Origin of the sequence: Actinomadura sp. NPDC023710 (assembly GCF_040639875.1) — a bacterium.
Classification (GTDB): domain Bacteria; phylum Actinomycetota; class Actinomycetes; order Streptosporangiales; family Streptosporangiaceae; genus Spirillospora; species Spirillospora citrea.
Genome location: NZ_JBFAGB010000030.1, coordinates 107,359 through 125,025 on the forward strand (window position 1 = coordinate 107,359; position 17,667 = coordinate 125,025).

At 72.8% G+C, this 17,667-nt stretch carries 17 protein-coding genes; 10 read left to right on the plus strand and 7 right to left on the minus strand.

All coding sequences use genetic code 11. From position 1 onward, the window contains the following. Window positions 1–63: 63 nt before the first annotated feature. Genes AB0H37_RS30665 through AB0H37_RS30685 form a run of 5 tightly spaced genes read right to left on the minus strand, consistent with a single transcriptional unit; the run spans window position 64 to window position 5,088 of the window. On the minus strand, window positions 64–1,716 hold the full coding sequence (locus AB0H37_RS30665) for a gamma-glutamyltransferase (RefSeq protein ID WP_360616540.1): 1,653 nt from the start codon (window positions 1,714–1,716) through the stop codon (window positions 64–66). Between the two features lie 25 nt (window positions 1,717–1,741). After that, window positions 1,742–2,635: a proline iminopeptidase-family hydrolase gene (locus AB0H37_RS30670; protein WP_360616541.1), complete on the minus strand. Its 894-nt coding sequence runs from the start codon at window positions 2,633–2,635 to the stop codon at window positions 1,742–1,744. Window positions 2,636–2,690: 55 nt separating this feature from the next. Next, window positions 2,691–3,356, minus strand: a complete 666-nt coding sequence (locus AB0H37_RS30675) for an XRE family transcriptional regulator (protein WP_360616542.1) — start codon at window positions 3,354–3,356, stop codon at window positions 2,691–2,693. A gap of 15 nt (window positions 3,357–3,371) precedes the next feature. Next, window positions 3,372–4,304, minus strand: coding sequence for a 3-keto-5-aminohexanoate cleavage protein (locus AB0H37_RS30680; protein WP_360616543.1), 933 nt, complete (start codon window positions 4,302–4,304; stop codon window positions 3,372–3,374). A 28-nt stretch (window positions 4,305–4,332) separates the two neighbouring features. Then, window positions 4,333–5,088 carry an SDR family oxidoreductase gene (locus AB0H37_RS30685; RefSeq protein ID WP_360616555.1) on the minus strand — a complete coding sequence of 252 codons (756 nt, stop codon included), beginning with the start codon at window positions 5,086–5,088 and terminating at the stop codon, window positions 4,333–4,335. A 242-nt stretch (window positions 5,089–5,330) separates the two neighbouring features. Here AB0H37_RS30685 and AB0H37_RS30690 point away from each other — a divergent pair, with 242 nt between their 5' ends. The 10 genes from AB0H37_RS30690 to AB0H37_RS30735 all read left to right on the plus strand — a co-directional run bounded on the left by AB0H37_RS30690 (window position 5,331) and on the right by AB0H37_RS30735 (window position 16,300). Continuing rightward, entirely contained in the window at window positions 5,331–5,864 is a 534-nt protein-coding gene (locus AB0H37_RS30690; protein ID WP_329088148.1) for an XRE family transcriptional regulator, read from the plus strand. A gap of 188 nt (window positions 5,865–6,052) precedes the next feature. Next, the gene (locus AB0H37_RS30695; RefSeq protein ID WP_360616544.1) at window positions 6,053–7,609 is read left to right on the plus strand and encodes an ABC transporter substrate-binding protein; all 1,557 of its coding nucleotides are present in this window, start codon (window positions 6,053–6,055) and stop codon (window positions 7,607–7,609) included. Beyond that, window positions 7,609–8,619, plus strand: a complete 1,011-nt coding sequence (locus tag AB0H37_RS30700; protein ID WP_360616545.1) for an ABC transporter permease — start codon at window positions 7,609–7,611, stop codon at window positions 8,617–8,619. Before AB0H37_RS30695 ends, AB0H37_RS30700 begins: the two co-directional genes overlap by 1 nt. After that, window positions 8,616–10,478: a dipeptide/oligopeptide/nickel ABC transporter permease/ATP-binding protein gene (locus tag AB0H37_RS30705; protein WP_360616546.1), complete on the plus strand. Its 1,863-nt coding sequence runs from the start codon at window positions 8,616–8,618 to the stop codon at window positions 10,476–10,478. The genes AB0H37_RS30700 and AB0H37_RS30705 overlap by 4 nt, the downstream gene beginning before the upstream one ends. Continuing rightward, window positions 10,475–11,500, plus strand: coding sequence for an ABC transporter ATP-binding protein (locus tag AB0H37_RS30710; protein ID WP_329088140.1), 1,026 nt, complete (start codon window positions 10,475–10,477; stop codon window positions 11,498–11,500). Before AB0H37_RS30705 ends, AB0H37_RS30710 begins: the two co-directional genes overlap by 4 nt. Next, window positions 11,493–12,749 (plus strand): amidohydrolase family protein, encoded by a 1,257-nt coding sequence (locus AB0H37_RS30715; protein WP_329088138.1) that lies wholly within the window; start codon window positions 11,493–11,495, stop codon window positions 12,747–12,749. The genes AB0H37_RS30710 and AB0H37_RS30715 overlap by 8 nt, the downstream gene beginning before the upstream one ends. Continuing rightward, window positions 12,746–14,032, plus strand: coding sequence for an aconitase X catalytic domain-containing protein (locus tag AB0H37_RS30720; RefSeq protein ID WP_329088137.1), 1,287 nt, complete (start codon window positions 12,746–12,748; stop codon window positions 14,030–14,032). The genes AB0H37_RS30715 and AB0H37_RS30720 overlap by 4 nt, the downstream gene beginning before the upstream one ends. Then, on the plus strand, window positions 14,029–14,457 hold the full coding sequence (locus AB0H37_RS30725; protein ID WP_360616547.1) for a DUF126 domain-containing protein: 429 nt from the start codon (window positions 14,029–14,031) through the stop codon (window positions 14,455–14,457). The genes AB0H37_RS30720 and AB0H37_RS30725 overlap by 4 nt, the downstream gene beginning before the upstream one ends. Then, the gene (locus tag AB0H37_RS30730) at window positions 14,454–15,383 is read left to right on the plus strand and encodes an ornithine cyclodeaminase family protein (RefSeq protein WP_360616548.1); all 930 of its coding nucleotides are present in this window, start codon (window positions 14,454–14,456) and stop codon (window positions 15,381–15,383) included. Before AB0H37_RS30725 ends, AB0H37_RS30730 begins: the two co-directional genes overlap by 4 nt. Then, window positions 15,380–16,300, plus strand: coding sequence for a cyclase family protein (locus AB0H37_RS30735; RefSeq protein WP_360616549.1), 921 nt, complete (start codon window positions 15,380–15,382; stop codon window positions 16,298–16,300). Before AB0H37_RS30730 ends, AB0H37_RS30735 begins: the two co-directional genes overlap by 4 nt. A gap of 53 nt (window positions 16,301–16,353) precedes the next feature. On the opposite strand, the gene AB0H37_RS30740 is transcribed toward AB0H37_RS30735, so the two are convergent. Both AB0H37_RS30740 and AB0H37_RS30745 read right to left on the minus strand, forming a co-directional pair. Beyond that, window positions 16,354–17,028 (minus strand): HAD family hydrolase, encoded by a 675-nt coding sequence (locus tag AB0H37_RS30740; RefSeq protein WP_360616550.1) that lies wholly within the window; start codon window positions 17,026–17,028, stop codon window positions 16,354–16,356. Next, the gene (locus AB0H37_RS30745) at window positions 16,997–17,335 is read right to left on the minus strand and encodes a hypothetical protein (protein ID WP_360616551.1); all 339 of its coding nucleotides are present in this window, start codon (window positions 17,333–17,335) and stop codon (window positions 16,997–16,999) included. The genes AB0H37_RS30740 and AB0H37_RS30745 overlap by 32 nt, the downstream gene beginning before the upstream one ends. Between the last annotated feature and the right edge of the window lie 332 nt (window positions 17,336–17,667).

Genomic DNA, 17,667 nt, shown 5'->3' on the forward strand with positions numbered 1-17,667 from the left:
TCAGGGGTTAAACGAGGATTAGCCCGCTGGTCTGGTGAGGAGGGCGGGCGTCGGCGGGGGCGGTCAGAAGGCTGCGGCCTGGCCGGCGCGGCGGGGGCCGGCGGAGGCGTGCAGGGCCCCCGTGTCGTCGCGCCAGGTCATGTGGAAGCTGCCCATCTGGTACTGGTACGGCGCCATCGGCCGGACCAGGATGCCCATGCGGGCGACCTCGGTGACGACTTCGGGCGCCAGCCGGCTTTCGACCGTCACCGAATAGTCGTCGGCGAGCGGCAGCATGCGGGGCGCGTCGTCCGCCGCGTACGGGTCCAGGCCGTTTTCGAGGATGCTCGTCATGACCTGCGGCACCGTGATGTGCGGGATGCCGGGCGTGCCGAGGGCGAGCCACGGGCGGCCGTCCCGCAGGAGCAGGGTGTTGCCGATGACCGAGCGGATCCGGCCGCCGCCGGTCAGCCAGCCGCCGAGCATGGCGGTGAGGCTGCTCGTCATGGTGCTGCCGATCATCGGTACACCGCCGACGACCTGGCCCGGGACGCCTCCCCCCTGCACCGTGTTGACGAGCTGGACCCAGTTGCCCTCGGCGTCGACGACGCTCAGCTCGCAGCTGCCGACGGACTCGCCCGACCGGCCGGTCGCCTCGCCGAGCGCGCCCGGCGTCGCGGTGAGCCGGACGTGCTCGGTGAGGTCCACCTTGGTGCGGCTCATCCTGAGCACGGCGGCGAGCGCGCGGTGGTACTCCCGCGACATCAGCACGCTGCTGGGGTCCTCGAACACCTCCGGGTCGTTGATGAAACCGGTCTCGTACGCGGCCCGGCGCAGCGCGTGCGCCATGTAGTACAGCGACTGGGGCGACTCGGCATAGTGCCCGAGCTCGGCGACGCCCAGCTCGTGGAGGATGCCGAGGACCATCGCCGACATGACGGCCTGGCGTTCCGGCGGCGCCTGCTGGACGACCTCGACGTCGCCGTGCCGGTAGCGCAGGCCGTCTCCCCACCGGGGCTCGTCCTGGCGCATGTGCCGCATCTCGATCGGCCAGCCGACCTCGTTCGCGCGCTCGACGAACAACCGCGCCCACTCACCGTCGATGAACAGGTCCGGCCCCTCGGCGGCCAGCTTCGTCAGCGTCCGGGCCAGCTCCGGCTTCGGCCACCGCTGACCGGCCTGCGGCAGATGCCCGTCGGGGGTGAAGTGGCGCCGCCCGGACGCGGTGTTCATGTACAGCTCGACGCTGTGGCCCAGGACCAGGTGCTCGAAGGAGTCGACCTCGTGGCCCACCTCGGCCCAGTGGATCGACGGCGCGCAGAGCCGGTCCCACGGCCGCGACCCGAACCGCTCGTGCATCGTCTTGAGCCCCGGCATGAAGCCGGGGATCACCGCGCACGGCCCCTCCGGGATCGCGGTGTACGGCCCCGACGAGACGGCGACCGGCCGGAACGGGGCGAGCCCCGGCACGATCGTGCCCATGCTGTTGAGCTCGTGGCACCGGCCCTGCTCGGCGTTCCAGAACAGCATCGTGACCGTGCCCGCGTGGCACGTCATGTCCTGCTGGATCGTCGCGTTGAGCAGGCATCCGACGATGGCCGCGTCGATGGCGTTGCCGCCCTCGCGCAGGATGTCGAGCATCGCGTCGGTCACGAGCGGATGCGCGCTGGAGCAGACCGCGTTCCGGCCCTCCGCCGTCGCTTTGGGGCCGATCCGGCCGACCTTGGTTTCGCTCATCGTCCCGTCCTTGTCGAAAGAGGGTTCACCGGCGCCGCGCCTCGACGTCGGCCAGGAACGCCGAAAGCTCGGCGATGAAGGCGTCCGGCTCTTCGAGGAACGCCATGTGCGAGCTGTCGTCGAAGACCCGGAACCGGGCGCCCGCGATGCCGTCCGCCAGCGCCGCCATGTGCTCCGGCGCGGCCTCGTCATGCCGCCCGCAGGTGACCAGGGTGGGCACGCGTATCCCCGGCAGGCGCGGCGTGACGTCCCAGTCCGCGAGCGCGCCGGTCACCGGCCCGAACTCGCTCGCCCCCCACAGGGCCGCGTACACCTCGTCGCCGAATCCGCCGAGCGCGGCCTTGAGCGGTGCGGGCCACGGCCGCACCCGGCACATGTGCCGGCGGTTGAAGATGGCGAGGGCGTCCCGGTACTCGCGCGAGCGCACCGTGCCGGCCCTCTCGTGCTCGTCCATCGCCCGGACGACGTCCCGCGGAAGCCGGGCGCGCAGCGCGCGCACCCCGCCGATCCAGCGCTCCACGCTCGGCGGGGAGCTGTTGAGGAGGAGCGAGACCGGCGCCGCGGGCGGGTCGGCGAGCGTGTACTCCAGGGCGAGCCACCCGCCCCAGGAGTTGCCGAAGAGATGGAACTCCTCCAGGCCCAGGGCCGCCACGACCGCCCGCAGCTCCTCGACGAAGTACGGGATCGACCACGACGGCTCCGGCGACCCCCGGCCGGACTCCCCACAGCCCGCCTGGTCGTAGAAGATCACCTCCCGGTCGGCGCCCAGCCGGGCGAGCGGCTCCAGGTAGGAGTGCGGCAGGCCGGGCCCGCCGTGCAGGCACACCACCGGGGTCCGGCCGGGGGTGCCGGCGCGCCAGTACGCGACGGAGCCCTGGGGCATGGCGACGAAGCCGGTCGGCTTCTCGGACAAGTTCACTGGCGTTTCCCGACGACCGTAGTGACAGGGTGAAGGGTGCGCGCCGAGACCTCTCCTAGTACGAGGCGGGGGTCTGCACCCAGAGCAGTTCCGACGAACCGCGGGACAGGTTCTGGCTGCCGTGCACGTCCTTGCCGGGGAAGGTGAGGCTGTCCCCCGCGGAGAGGCGGTGGGCCTCCGACCCGACGGTGATGGCGACCTGCCCCTTGAGGACGAACACGAACTCGGTGTCCGCGCCGTGGGCGAACAGCTCCGGGCCGGTTCCACCGCCGGGTTCGAGCTTCACCCACAGCACCTCCAGGCACCCACTGGCGTCCGAGCTGACCTGGGCCTCGGTGATGCCGCGGTCCGGGTACTCGTACGCCGCGCGTTCGTCGTGCCGGACGATCTGGCTGCGCGACAGCGTCGCCTGGAACAGGTCGCCGATGTGGGCCCGCAGCGCCTGCGCGATGCGGACCAGCGTCGGCACCGAGGGCGACGCCGTGCCGTGCTCGACCTGCGAGATGAACGCCGCCGACACTCCGGCCTGCTCGGCCAGGTCGCGGACCGCCATGCCGCGCTGGGTTCGCAGGCTGTTGATGTTGCGGCCGAGCAGCACCTTGACGGCGTCGGCGTCACCGTCCGGCCCCTCGTCGGCGCGGGCGCCCCCGACGGCCGGACCGCCGAAGTGGCCGGGGCGTTTGTTGCCGCTCTGGTGATGTGCCGGCGGGCGAGCAGCCAATTGGTTTCCACTCCTCTATGTGGCCTTGTACCAGGGACCCAGCTCGCTGCGCAGCGCGTCGGGCGTCGCGATCGGCCTGGCCAGCAGATCGGCGAGGTCGGTGGCGACGCGGACCAGTTCCGCGTTGCTCTCCGCCTGCCGGTCCCGACGGACCCGGATGTTGTCCTCCAGGCCCACCCGGCAGTCGGCGCCCCACGACAGCGCGGTCGCGACATGCCGGAACTCGCCCGGGAAACCGGTCGCGGCCACGCTGAGGCTCGCAGCGTCGGGTCCGAGGATACGGGCGGCCGCCTGGGACAGCGTGAAGAAGTCGTCGAGGGCGTTGCCCGCGCCGCCGAGCACGCCCAGCACGAGCTGGATCCGCACGGGCCCCTCAAGGGTTCCCTCGTCGAGCAGGAAGCGGACCATGGACAGGTGCCCGAGGTCGTACGCCTCCAACTCCGGCGTCACGCCCAGGTCGCGGAACTCGGCCGCGAAGCGGCGGATGGTGCCGAGCGTGTTGGTGAAGACGCCCTCGCCGGACTTGTCCAGGACCTCCTGCTCCCAGGCATGCCGCACCTTCGGCCAGCGTGCCCTGTTCGGGAAGCCCTCGTAGTTCATCGTCCCGAGGTTCAGCGTGCCGATCTCCGGCCGGCAGGCGCGGATGCCGGCCAGGCGCTGCTCCTCGGGCATCCCCGGGGTGCCGCCGGTGCTGATGTTGATGACGACACCGGACCGCTCGCGGATCCCGGCCACGATCTCGCGGAACAGGGCGGGGTCGCCGGAGGGCCGGCCGTCGGGCTCGCGGGCGTGGAGGTGGACGCAGGTGGCCCCCGCCTCGGCGGCGCCGACGGCCTCCTCGATGATGGCCTCCGGGCCGCACGGGATGTGCGGGCTCTGGCTCGGAAGGACGTCGCCGCCGGTCACCGCGGCGGTGAGGACGCACGGCTCGTACTTGTCGCGCAACATGGCCGATCCCTTCGGTAAAGGTGATGCTTCAGGACGCGAGCGTGCCGAGGTCCGCCGGTAGGCAGACGCCGGTCACCGCGGAGGTGAGGTCGCTGGCGAGCAGCGCGAAAAGGGCGGCGACCTCGTCCGTGCCGATCAGGCGTTTGACGGGTTGGCGGTCGAGCAGGAGCTCCAGCACCTGCTCCCGGGTGAGGCCGCGCAGGGCCATCTGCTCCGGCAGCTGGCGCTCGACCATCGGCGTCGACATCCAGCCGGGGGCGACCGCGTTGACGGTCAGCCCGTGCGGCGCCCCCTCCAGCGCGGCGACCTTGGTGAGGCCGTTGACCGCGTGCTTGGCCGAGACGTACGCCGCCTTGAACGGCTCGGCCACCACGCCGGAGACGGAGGACGTGATCAGGACGCGCGACCCCGGCCGGCGGGTCAGCTCCGCCCAGGCGGCCTTCATGGCCAGGAAGGGGCCCTTGGCCATCACGTCCATGAGCCGGTCCCACTGCTCCTCGGGGAATTCGGGGATCGGCGCGACGAACTGCACGCCGGCGTTGAGGACCAGCACGTCGAGGCGCCCGTGGCGGCGGACGGCATCGGCGACCATGAGCCGGTTGCCCTCGGCCGTCGCCACGTCCGCGAGGAAGTCGCAGGCGCCGCCCTCGACCAGGTCGGCGCCGACGACCTCGGCGCCCGCCCGGGTGAAGGCGTGGCAGATCGATTCGCCGAGCGCGCCGGCCGCACCGGTGACCAGGGCGACCCGGCCGGTGAGCAGGCCGCTCAGGGAGGTTTCGAACACGCTGGTCAACGGCCCTCCGCTTGTCGTGGCGGTTAACCACATCGTTACTGTCACTTAGGTGGCGTAAGCTATACTTACGCAGAGACGAGCGTCAAGGACGGATGGTCCGGGGCGCCGGTCCAGCCGTGCTGTTCAATATATTGACGACACCTGCCCGGGTCGGGCAGGCTGTCACCATGCCGCGCAGCGCAAGGTCGACAGAGGCCGGTAAGCCGGGCAACCCGACGCCGACCATGGCCGTCGTGGGCAACCTCGTACGCGAGCTGCGCCACGCCGCCGACCTGAGCATCGCCGGCCTCGCCCAGGCCGCCGACCTGAGTCCCGGCCTGCTGAGCCAGATCGAGCGCGGCCAGGGGAACCCCTCGTTCACGACGCTCGTGAAGCTGGCGCAGGCGCTCGACGTTCCGGTCGGCCGGTTCTTCCTCGCCGACACCGCGGCCGGCGCGCTGGTCCGCGCCGGGACCCACCGCCGCCTGCTGCTGGCCGACGAGAACCTTGAGTACACCCTGATCACGCCGCATATGAACGGCCGGCTCGGGATGATAAAGGCGCAGGTCGCCGCCGGGTGGAGCAACGAGAGCACGCCGTTCGAGCACCCCGGCGAGGAGTGCATCCTGATCACCGAGGGCGAGCTCATGGTGTGCATCGCGGGCACCATGCACACGCTCTACGAGGGCGACTCGATCACCTACGACTCAAGCCTGTCGCACTGGTACCGCAACGCCACCGACAGCAACGCTGTGCTCGTCGGCGCGATGACGCCGCCATCGTTCTGACTTACCGAACGCCCTGGCGCAGCCGATCCGGCTGCGCCTGATTCGCGCGTTCAACATATTGACATCGGATAGCCGGGTCGTCACCATGGCCGACACAAGTTCACTTTGTTGAACGCGACCAGGCGCCCGCACCGGGGCACCGCACCTCTCATCCGGCACATCACCGAAGGACCACCATGAGAATTCGTATGGGGCATCGGGCAGTCGTCGCGAGTGTCTCCGTCTGCGCGGCCCTCGTCGCCGGTTGTGGCGGGGCGTCGGACTCCAGCGGCAAGGCGCCGCCGAACGTCACGAACGGCGTCGTGTCCATGACCCTCGACGGACCGGTCAGCAGCTACGACCCGACCCAGGCGAGCACGTTCCAGGACGCCGTCGCCCTCGCGGCGATGTACGACACGCTCGTCCACTTCGATCCGTCGGGCAAGCTGGTCCCCGGGCTGTCGGACACATGGAAATCCACCCCGAAGAGCGCCACCTTCCACCTCCGAAGCGGTGTCACCTGCTCGGACGGCACCGCCCTGACCGGCGCGGTGGCGGCGGCGTCGCTGAACCGGCTCTTCGACCCGGCGACCAAGGCGCCCCTCGTACGCCAGGCGATCGGCCCGGGCAACTCGGCGAAGGCGACGTCGACCGGCGACTCGGTGACGATCACGCTGGCGAAGCCCTGGTCGGACCTGGTGCCCGGCATGACGGGGCCGTTCGCCGGGATCGTCTGCCCGTCCGGCACGAAGAATCCGTCGAGCCTGCGGACCACGTCCGCCGGCACGGGCGCCTTCGTCTCCGAGTCGCAGGTCACCGGCTCCAGCTACACCGTGACCCGGCGGTCCGGGTACACGTGGGGACCCGCGTACGCGGGCCAGGCGGCGGGCGAGCCGCCGAAGAAGCTGGTGCTCAAGGTGGTCGACGACGAGAACACCCGGGCCAACCTGACCTCCACCGGCGAACTCCAGATCCCCTCGTTCACCTCCAACGCGTGGGACCGGTTCAGGTCGACCGGCGGGATCACCGTCCGTACGGCGCCGCAGTCCGACACGATGGTCGTCTTCAATGAGACCGCCGGTCATCCGACCGCCGACCGGAACGTCCGGCTCGCGATCGCCCAAGCCTTGGATCGTTCCGTACTGAACAAGGTGCAGAGCTTCGGCTCCGGCGAGCTGATCTCCAGCCTCGGCCGATCCTCCTACGAGTGCTTCGACGCCGGCTCGAACGCCCTGGTCCCCGAGCACGACGCGGCCGCGGCGGCCGGGGCGCTCAAGGGCGTGAAGCTCCAGGTCATCGGCACGAACATCCTGGCCGGCGGCGCGGCCAACGACCAGGTCATGGCCGCTCTCCAGGCCGCGGGCGCCGCCGCCACGGTGCGCACGACGGACAACCAGGCGTGGGTGTCGGACCTGTTCAGCGGCAAGAACGACTGGGACGTCACGATCTTCGTGTACGGCAACCGGCTGTCGAGCTTCCTGCCGGTCGGGCAGTTCTTCGTGCACGACGCGCCGCCGAAGGGGCTCAACCTCGGCGCGACGAGGAACCCGGCCGCGGAGCAGGCGTACGACCAGGCCGCGAGCGGGTCGCCCGAGGAGAAGTGCGCCGCGCTGAAGACCTTCCAGCAGTCCCTGCTGCGCAACGTCGACGTCCTGCCGCTGGCCACCGCGCCGGTGCACGTCGTGTTCGCGGGCGGGACGAGCGGCAGCGTCGTCAACGGGTTCGCGGTGCCGGCCTCGATCCGCGTCGGCAAGGCGAACGGTTGATGGTGACGACCGCCGCCGACGCATCGGCAGGGAGCCGCGGTCTCGCCCGGCGGGTGGCCGACTCCCCGTGGGCCGGCTACCTCGCCCGGCGCCTCGGCGGGGTCGCCGCCGTGCTCGCCTTCCTCGTCGTCGTGACGTTCATGATCGTGCGCTTGGTGCCGGGCGATCCGGCCCGGCAGATCGTCGGGCTGACCGCCGGCGAGGAGGAGGTGCGGCAGGTCCGCGAGCGGCTCGGGCTGACCGAGCCCCTGTGGCGGCAGTTCGGCTCCTACCTCGGCGGACTGGCGCACGGCGACCTCGGCACCTCCTTCGCCACCGGCCAGCCGGTGTCGTCGATGCTCTCCCAGCGCCTGCCGCTCACGGTCGCGCTGGCGACGAGCGCGCTGGTCGTCGTGCTGATCGTGGCGATACCGCTGGGCACGGCGGTCGGCGTCGCGCAGCAGCGCGGACGCGCCCGGGCCGCGACGTCGTCGTTCGGGGTCGGCGCCTCGGTCCTCGGCGCCATGCCGGAGTACATCGCCGGGACCCTGCTCGTCTTCGTGTTCGCGCTGAAGCTGCGCTGGCTGCCCGTCCAGGGCGGCGCGGGGTTCACCTCGATGATCCTGCCCTCCCTGTCCATCGCCATCGCGCCGGCGGCGGTGCTCACCCGCCTGGTGCGCAACGAGACCGCGGCGGTGCTGTCGCAGGACTACATCACGATGGCGATGAGCAAACGGCTGTCGAACACGCGGTTGTTCCTGCGGCACGTGGTGCCCAACGTCGTGACCAGCACGCTGACGCTCGGCGGCCTCATCCTCGTCGCGCTGCTCGGTGGGACGGTCGTCGCCGAGAACGTCTTCAACATGCCCGGCATCGGCGCGGAGATCGTGCGCGCGATCGTGAAGCGCGACTATCCCGAGATCCAGGGGATCATCCTCGTCCTCGGGCTGGTCGCCGTCCTGATCAACCTGGTCGTCGACGTCACGCTGGGCCTGCTCGATCCGCGGGTGCTGACGAGGACACGCTCATGAGGCGCACCCGGCTCCCGGCGCCGCTCGTCGCCGGCCTCGCCCTGGCCGCCCTGATCGTGGTGGTCGCCGTCGTGGCGCCGATCCTTTGGCGGGCGCGCGCCGACGGGCTGACCGCCGACATCCGCCAGGGCCCCTCCGGCGCGCACTGGCTGGGCACCGACGCGCTCGGACGCGACGTGTTCTGGCGGACCGTGGTCGCGACGCGGCTGACGATCGAGATGGCGATGGCCGCCACCGCGATCGCCGCGGTGCTCGGCACGCTCCTCGGCGCGGGGATCGCGGCCGCCGGGCCGGCCGTCCGCGCGGTGGGCGACCGGGTCATCGACCTGCTGCTGTCGTTCCCGCCGATCATCATCGCGCTGACGTTCACCGCGATCCTCTCGCCGGGACGCGCGTCCGTGGTCGGCGCGCTCGGCCTGGCGTTCTGCCCGCAGTTCGCGCGGCTGACCAACCGGCTCGCGCTGTCGGTGAACGGGCGGGACTACGTCACGGTCGCGCGCCTGCTGGGCGTCGGCCGGGCCCGCGTCCTGACCCGGCACGTGGTCCCCAACATCGCCGCGCCGCTGCTCGTGCTCATCTCGGTGGGGTTCGCGACCAGCGTGCTGACGGTCTCCGGGCTCAGCTTCCTCGGGCTGAGCGTCCAGCCGCCGTCGTACGACTGGGGCAGCCTGCTGGCGAGCGGCCTGCGCAACATCTACGACAATCCGGGCGAGGCCCTCGGCCCCGCCGTGGCGATCCTGGTCACCGGACTCGCCGCCGGTCTCGTCGGCGACGGCCTCGTCCGGCACCTGGATCCGCGCGGGACGTCGCGACCGCGGCGGTCCGCGCCGGTGACCGCGCCGCCGCGTCCCGCCCCGTCCGGTCGCGGGAAGGGGGAACCTGCCGCCGCGGCGTCCGTGCGGGGCCTGTCGGTCCGCCGTCCCGACGGCCGGGAGCTGGTCCACGAGATCTCGCTGACCGTCGGCGCCGGAGAGATCGTCGGCATCGTCGGCGAGTCCGGCTCCGGCAAGAGCCTGACCGCGCTCGCCCTCGCGCGGCTGCTGCCTCGCGAGCTGGACTGGTCCGCGGAGCACCTCGGCGTGAACGGCATCGACCTGGCCGACCCGGGGAAGGCCCCGCCCACGCGGCTGGCCACCGAACTCGGGATCGTCTTCCAGGACCCGTCGAGCAGCTTCAACCCCGCGCTGCGGATCGGCACCCAGCTCACCGAGGTCCTCCGGGCGCACACCGGGACGTCCCGGCGGCAGGCCGACGCCCTGGCGGTCGCCCGGCTGGCGGAGACGCGGGTGTCCTCGCCCGAGCTGCGGATGCGCCAGTATCCGCACGAGCTCTCCGGCGGCATGCGGCAGCGCGCGATGATCGCGGCGGCGATGCTGCACGAGCCGAAGCTGATCATCGCCGACGAGCCCACCACCGCGCTGGACGTCACCGTGCAGGCCGACGTGCTGCGCCTGCTGAAGCAGATCAACACCGAGCACGGCACGGCGATCCTGCTCATCTCGCACGACATCGGCGTGGTCTCCGCGCTCTGCGACCGGGTCTGCGTGATGTACGCGGGGCGCGTCGTGGAGGAGGTATCGGTGGAGGACCTTCGCCGGCGCGACGTACGGCACCCCTACACGCGTGCGCTCCTGGCCGCCTCCCCCGACGCGGCGGCCGACCGGGACGACGTCCGGCTCGTGCCGCTGCCCGGACGGGCCCCGTCCGCCGAGGCACGAGGCACGGGCTGCGCCTTCGCGCCCCGTTGCTCGCTCGCGGCCCCCGTCTGCGCCGATGTCGTTCCTCCGCTGGTCGCCGTCCCCTCGGGCAACGCCGTCGCCTGCCACGCCGAGACACCGGCCACGGAGGTCTGGTCATGACGCACACCGACGAACCGGGCGACATCGTGCTGGGCGCCGAGGGGGTGTCGGCCGGCTACGGCGTGCGCTCCCGCAACGTCCTGCACGACGTGAGCGTCGCGATCGCCCGCGGCAGCACGATGGGTGTCGTCGGCGAGTCCGGCTCCGGCAAGTCCACGCTGGCCCGGGTGCTGGTGGGGCAGATCGCCCCGGCGCGGGGCGTGGTCCGCCTCGACGGAACGGACGTCCACCGGCTGTCGCGCCGGGAGCGTTTCGCGGCCCGCAGGCAGATCCAGCTCGTCCCGCAGGACCCGTACTCCTCGCTGGATCCCCGGATGTCGGTCGGTCGGGCGCTCGCCGAGGCGATCGCCCCGCGCGGGCGGCTGCGCACCGGCGCGCACCGGGACCGCGTCGCCGAACTGCTCGCCTCGGTCGCTCTCGACGCCTCCGCCGCGCGGCGGCTCCCGCACGAGTTCTCCGGCGGCCAGCGCCAGCGCATCGTCATCGCGCGCGCCCTGGCCGCCGAGCCGCGGGTGATCATCGCCGACGAGGTGACGTCCTCACTCGACACCTCGGTGCAGGCCGAGATCCTGGAACTGCTGCTCGACCTGCAGAGGCGGCTCGGGCTGACCTACGTCTTCATCACCCACGACCTGGCGATCGCGCAGTACATGTGCACCGACCTGAGCGTGCTGTACCTCGGGACGCTGGTCGAGCAGGGGACGACCGACGTCCTCTCCCGTCCGGGCCACCCCTACACCGAACTGCTGCGCGACAGCCGGCCCGATCCCCGCGGCCGGTCGCTGCCGCCGCCGGCCGGCGGGCTCGCGAGCGAGGACGTCGCCGACCCGGCCAGCCCGCCGTCCGGATGCGTGTTCCACCCGCGGTGCCGGTACGGGCCGCGGGCCCACGGGGACCGGGACCGCTGCGCGGTGGAGCCGCCGATCCTCCGGGACGTCGCGCCGCACGCGCGCAGGACGGCATGCCACTTCCCCATCGGGCCGGCCGCGCAGAAGCCGGACGAGGGCGGCCGCGGTGAGTGAGCCCGTGCCCGCCGGCCCGGCGGCCTTCCTGATCCGGGACGTGAACCTGATCGACGGGCACGACGGGCGCGGCCGCCCCGGCAGCGCCGTCGTCGTCGACGGCCGGCGGATCGCGTGGATCGGACCGGCGGAGTCCGCCCCGCCGTTCCCGGCGCACGCCATCCTCGACGGCGCCGGCTGCAGCCTGCTGCCCGGACTCATCAACTCGCACGTTCACCTGTCCGCGGACGCCGGGCCGGACTTCACCCGGCAGATCGAGTCCGACTCGCTGCCGCTCGCCACGCTGAAGAGCGCGACGACGGCCGCGGCGACCCTGCGGGCCGGCGTGACCAGCGTCCGCGACTGCGGCGCCGCCGACGGAGTCGTGATCGAGCTGGCCAAGGGGATCGATGACGGCATCGTCCCGGGGCCGCGTGTCAGGGCCGCCGGGCGGGTGATCACGATGACGGGCGGGCACGGCCACTTCATCGGGCGCGAGGCCGACGGAGTGGACGGGGTGCGGGCGGCGACCCGCGCCGAGCTCAAGGCGGGCGCCCACTTCATCAAGGCGATGGCGACCGGCGGAGTACTGACCGCCGGCGTGGACCCCGGGCACACCGCGCTGGTCCAGGAGGAACTGGCGGTCGCCGCGCAGGAGGCGCACAACGCGGGACGGCGGATCACCGTGCACGCCATCGGCAACCAGGGGATCAAGAACGCCCTGCGCGCGGGCGTCGACTCGATCGAGCACGGCATACGGCTCGACGACGAGGCGCTCGACCTCGCCGTCGCGCGGGGCGCCTACCTCGTGCCGACGCTGCTCGCGGTGGCGTCGATCGTGACGGCCGGAACCGGCGCGGGCATGCCGCCCTGGGTGCACGAGAAGGCCGAGCGCGAGGCGGAACGGCACCGGGAGAGCTTCGTCGCGGCGGTCCGGTCCGGCCTCAGGATCGCGGCCGGCACCGACGCGGGCACCCCGTTCAACCCGCACACGGATCTGGTCCGCGAGCTGGAGCTCATGGTCCGGTATGGGCTGAGCGCGCCCGAGGTGATCCGCGCGGCCACCCGCAACGCGGCGGAGAACATGGACGTGCTGCACGACACCGGCACGGTGGACGTGGGCAAACTCGCCGACCTGGTGCTGGTCGAGGGCGACCCCGCCGCCGACATCGGCGCGCTGGCGCGGATCCGGCTGGTCGTCAAGGACGGCCGGATCGTGCACGGGTGCGCGCGGGCGGGCGGGGACGCACGGGTAGGTAGGGCCTCATGAAGCACGCGATCTCCGAGCCGGCGCTGACGGGCGCGCAGCGGGCGATGCTCGCGGGCCGCCACGGCGACGGGGCCGCGCTGGCCATGCGGGTGGTCGTCCGGCTCGCTCGCGCGCTCGGCGCCGACCGGCTGATCACGGTCGACTCGGCACACGTCGACGGCTGCCTCTTTCACGGGCAGGTGGGGATCGACCTGGTCGAACGGCTGATCTCCGGGGGCGCGCGGGTCGCCGTCCCGACGACGCTCAACGTCGGCTCCCTGGACCTGCTGCACCCGGGCGTGGTGCGCGGCGACGCCGGCGAGCGTGCGGACGCACGGCGGCTGATGGACGGCTACGTCGCCCTCGGCGCGGAACCCACGTGGACCTGCGCTCCGTACCAGCTCACGAAGCGGCCGGCGTACGGCCGGCACGTGGCGTGGGCGGAGTCGAACGCCATCGTGTTCGCAAACTCGGTCCTCGGCGCCCGTACCGACCGCTACGGCGACTTCGCCGACATCTGCGCCGCGGTCACCGGTTTCGCCCCGCGTGTGGGCCTGCACCTGGACGAGAACCGCGCCGGTCAGGACCTGTTCGACTGCTCGGGGGTGCCCGCCGGGACGTTCGCGGCTGACGTCGCGTGGGCGGCGCTCGGTCACCTCGTCGGCCGCCGTTCGGGGACCCGGGTCCCCGTGCTGACCGGGCTGCCCGGCGACGCGGACGAGGACCGGCTGAAGGCGCTCGGCGCCGCGGCGGCCTCGGCCGGGGGCGTCGCCCTGTTCCACGCCGTCGGCCTGACGCCGGAGGCCCCCGACACCGCGACCGCCTTCCGCGGCCGCGCCGCCGAGCGGCGGTACGAGGTGACCGCGGCGGACCTGCGCGCGGCGTGCGACGAGCTCACCACGGCGCCGGACGGACGGCTCGACGCGATCAGCGTCGGCACGCCGCACTTCTCGGCCGCCGAGTTCCGCGCGCTCGCCGCGCTGCTGGCCGGCGGGCCGCCGTTCGACGCGGGCATCGAGTTCTGGATCTCGACGAGCCGGGCCGTCCTCGCCGAGGCCGAACGCGCCGGCGACGCCGCGATCTGCCGTCGCGCCGGAGCCCGGATCCTGGTGGACACCTGCACCTACATCGCTCCGGTCCTGCGGGCGTCGGCGCGTGTGGTGATGACGAACTCCGCCAAGTGGGCGTGGTACGCGCCGACCAATCTCGGCATCGACGTCGTGTTCGCCTCGCTCGCCGAGTGCGTGCTGTCCGCACGCGCGGGCCGCGTCGTCCGCGACCCCGCGCTCTGGGCGGCATCGTGATCGGGATACCGCTCAGCCCGGGGGTCACGACCGCTCCCCTGCTCCTGCTGGACGAGCCGCTGTCGTTCTGGGGCGGCAGCGACGTGGCGACCGGCGAGATCACCGACGTCCGCCATCCGCAGCGCGGGACCTCGGCCGCCGGCCGGGTGCTGGCCTTCGACGGAAGCCGCGGGTCGAGTTCGAGCTCCACGGTGCTGGCCGAGCAGATCCGGCGCGGTGTGGCGCCGGCGGCCATCCTCCTCCGGCGGCCGGACGCGATCGTGGCGCTCGCGGCGATCGTCGCCCGCGAGCTCTACGCGATCGAGGTACCGGTCGTCGTGCTGTCCGCCGGCGACTTCGACGCGCTCCCGCGCACGGGCACGGCGACGGTGGCGGCGACGGACGAGAGCGCCGAGGTTCGGATCGACGAGACGGGACGGCGATGAGCATCGACGGGATCGACGGGGAAAGGATGCGGCGGCTCGGCGACGCGCGGCACCTGGTCGACGCGCTGGAGCGGGTGCTTCTCGGCGGCCTCCGGCCGGAGGACGAGCAGGGACGTGTCTCCCGGCCGACGAGCCACGGCGAGCTGCTGCTGATGCCGTCGGAGGCCACCGGCCACGTCGGCGTCAAGGTGCTCGGCCTGGCGCCGGGCAATCCGGCCCGGGGGCTCCCGACCATCTCCGGGCTGTACCTGCTGATGGACGCCCGTACGCTCCGGCTGCTCGCCATGATGGACGGCGGGGAGCTCACCCTGCTGCGGACCCCGGCCGTGTCCGCCCTCGCGGCGCGGCACATGGCGTCCCGGCCGATCCGCTCGGCCGTCGTGTTCGGCAGCGGACCGCAGGCACGCGCGCACATCGAGACGTTCCACGCGCTGCACGGCCTGCGCGACGTGGTCGTCGCCGGACGCGACCCCGAGCGGACCGAGCGGCTGGTCCGCCGCTGCGCCGACGACGGCCTGCGCGCCCGCGCCGGCTCGGCGCACGACGTGGGCGAGGCCGACATCGTGATCTGCTGCACCAGCGCCCGCGAACCGCTGTTCGCGGCGGATCTCCTGGCCCCGGGGACCTTGGTCGTCGCGGTCGGCTCGCACCATCCCGACGCCCGTGAGCTGGGCGGCGACGTCATGGAGGCGGCGCAGGTCGTGGTCGAGTCGCGGACGGTGGCCACGACCGAGGCGGGCGACGTGGTCCAGGCGCTCGGCCACGGGGCGATCGCGGAGACCGACCTGATCGAGCTGGCCGACCTCGTCCGCGGCGGGGCCGTCGTGGAGGACGCGAGACCGCGGGTGTTCAAGAGCGTCGGCATGGCCTGGGAGGACCTGGCCGTGGCGGTCGCGGTGCACGAGCGCGATCTGGCGTCGCGATGACCTCCGAGGACTTCCGCCGGGTCGGCGCCGAGGTCAGCAACTGGGGTCGCTGGGGCGCCGAGGACGAACGCGGCACCACCAACCTGATCACGCCGCAGGAGATCGTCCAGGCGGCGCGGTCGGTGCGCAAAGGCGCGGTGTTCGACCTCGGGATCCCGCTCGGCGCCGACGGCCCGCAGGCGTTCCCCGGCCGGATCAACCCGCTGCACATGATGACCGAGACCGGTGCGCGGCAGGAGTACCCCGGCGGCGCGAAGTGGTCGGACGACTACGTCGTCATGCCGCTGCAGGCCGGGACGCAGTGGGACGCGTTCGCGCACGTCTGGTACGACGGCCTGCTCTACAACGGATTCGGCGAGGACGCGGTCGGCCCGCACGGCGCGGCGCGGTGTTCCATCGACGCCCTCGGCAACGGGATCGCCGGACGGGGCGTCCTGCTCGACGTCGCCCGGCACGCCGAGGTCGACTGGCTGGAGGGCGGCCACGTGATCGGCCCGGAGACCCTCGACGCCATCGCGGAACGGCAGGGCACCGAGATCCGGGCGGGCGACATCCTGCTGATCCGGACCGGATGGTGGAAGAAGTTCGTGGTCGAGCGGGACGCCGCCGCGTGGATGAGCACCGAACCCGGGCTCGGCCTCGACTGCGTGCGCTGGATCCGCGCCCGCGACCTCGCCGCGCTGGGCATGGACAACTGGGGCATCGAGGTGGCGCCCGGGGAGGACCTCGCCGTCACCAGCCCGGTGCACTGCGTGCTGCTCCGCGACGTGGGGATCCCGCTCGGGGAGATCTTCGACCTGGAGGCCCTCGCCGAGGACTGCGCCGACGACGGCGTTTACGAGTTCCTGTTCGCCGCACCGCCGCTGAAGGTCACCGGCGCGGTCGGCTCGCCCATCAACCCGCTCGCCCTGAAGTAGCCGTCAGGAGGACCGGACCGCGACGGCCTCAGGTTCCGACCGCCCCGGGGGGTTCAGCAGGCGGCCAGGAGCGCGGAAAGGTCGGTCAGGGTCGAGATCCGGTGTATGCCGGTGGGGGCCGGGGTTTCCGTACTTGCTCGGTCGAGCCAGATGGCGTGAAGGCCCGCGTTGTGGGCGCCTACGGCGTCCACGTCCAGTTTGTCGCCGATGTAGGCGACCTGGGCGGGAGGTAGGTCGAGGGCGGTGCAGGCGGCCCGGAAAGCCTGGGGGTTCGGTTTCGCCCAGCCGAGTCGGTCGGAGCAAAGGAGCACTTCGAAGTGGTGACGCAGGCCCAGGGCCGTCAGTCTGCGCTCTTGGTGGACGGTGCTCGAGTTGGACAGGATGCCGTTTCGGTAAGGGAGCGCACCCAGTACCGTCGCCACGTCGGGAAACGCCGACCATGCAGCTTCGAACAGTGCCTCGTAACGGTCGTGCCACGCGTCCGCCTCGGTATCGCTCAGCGGACGGTCGACGAACGTGCGGACTCTCGCGCGCCGTTGCTGCTCGTAGGTCACCAGGCCGGCCGCGAGGCGCCGGTGTCCGAGCCTGGTGATCTGGTGCCATCGGTCCAGGGCGGCCTGGTCGGAGGGCAGTCCCTCGGCCGCGAAGTGGCTCAGCAGCCCGGCCCGTTCCGAGCCGGTGAAGTCGAAGATCGTGTCATCGACGTCCCACAGCACAGCCTCGATCATGTCTTGAGGCTAGAGCGGCGCGGTCAGGCGCGGCATCGGCCGCGGACGGGCGGCCCGGGGGGCTTCCCGGCCGCCCGTCCACCTCCCGGTGCTGCATGGCCGCCACGGCCCGCGGGGAGAGGACGCGGGCGCCGCCGGGTGCCGTGCCGTTCTTCAGGTGCGTGCGGGCGAAGCGGGCCATGTCGCCCGCGGAGACGATGACGCGGGCGGCCGGTCCGACCGAGCGGGGCATCGGTCCCAGGACGGGGGCGGGCTCGGGGTCGGCGCCGGGTTCGCCCAGGTGGTTCATGGCGGCGCGGTGGCTCATGGCCTCCTCCGGCAGCGTCATCGAGTGCTGAAGCCCGTGCGGCCGGCACGTGGTGGGCGGCGCGCAGCGCGTCGAGGCGGGACTGCCAGCGGTCCAGGTCGAAGCGGCGGCCCGTCGAGTCGCGGTTCGGCTGCTCAGACATGATCGCTTCCTTTCGGTGGAGGGGAGGAGGTCTTAGAAGGAGGTGGCGAGGCGTTCCTGAGCCGCGGCGCAGTCGGGTGCCGGCATCCGGGCCGTCCCCGGCTGGGCGACCTGCCGGCGATGGCGATCGCGCCGCGGCGGACGCGGGAGGCGCTCGGCTGGGAGCCGGCGGTGAGTCTGCCCGAAGGGCT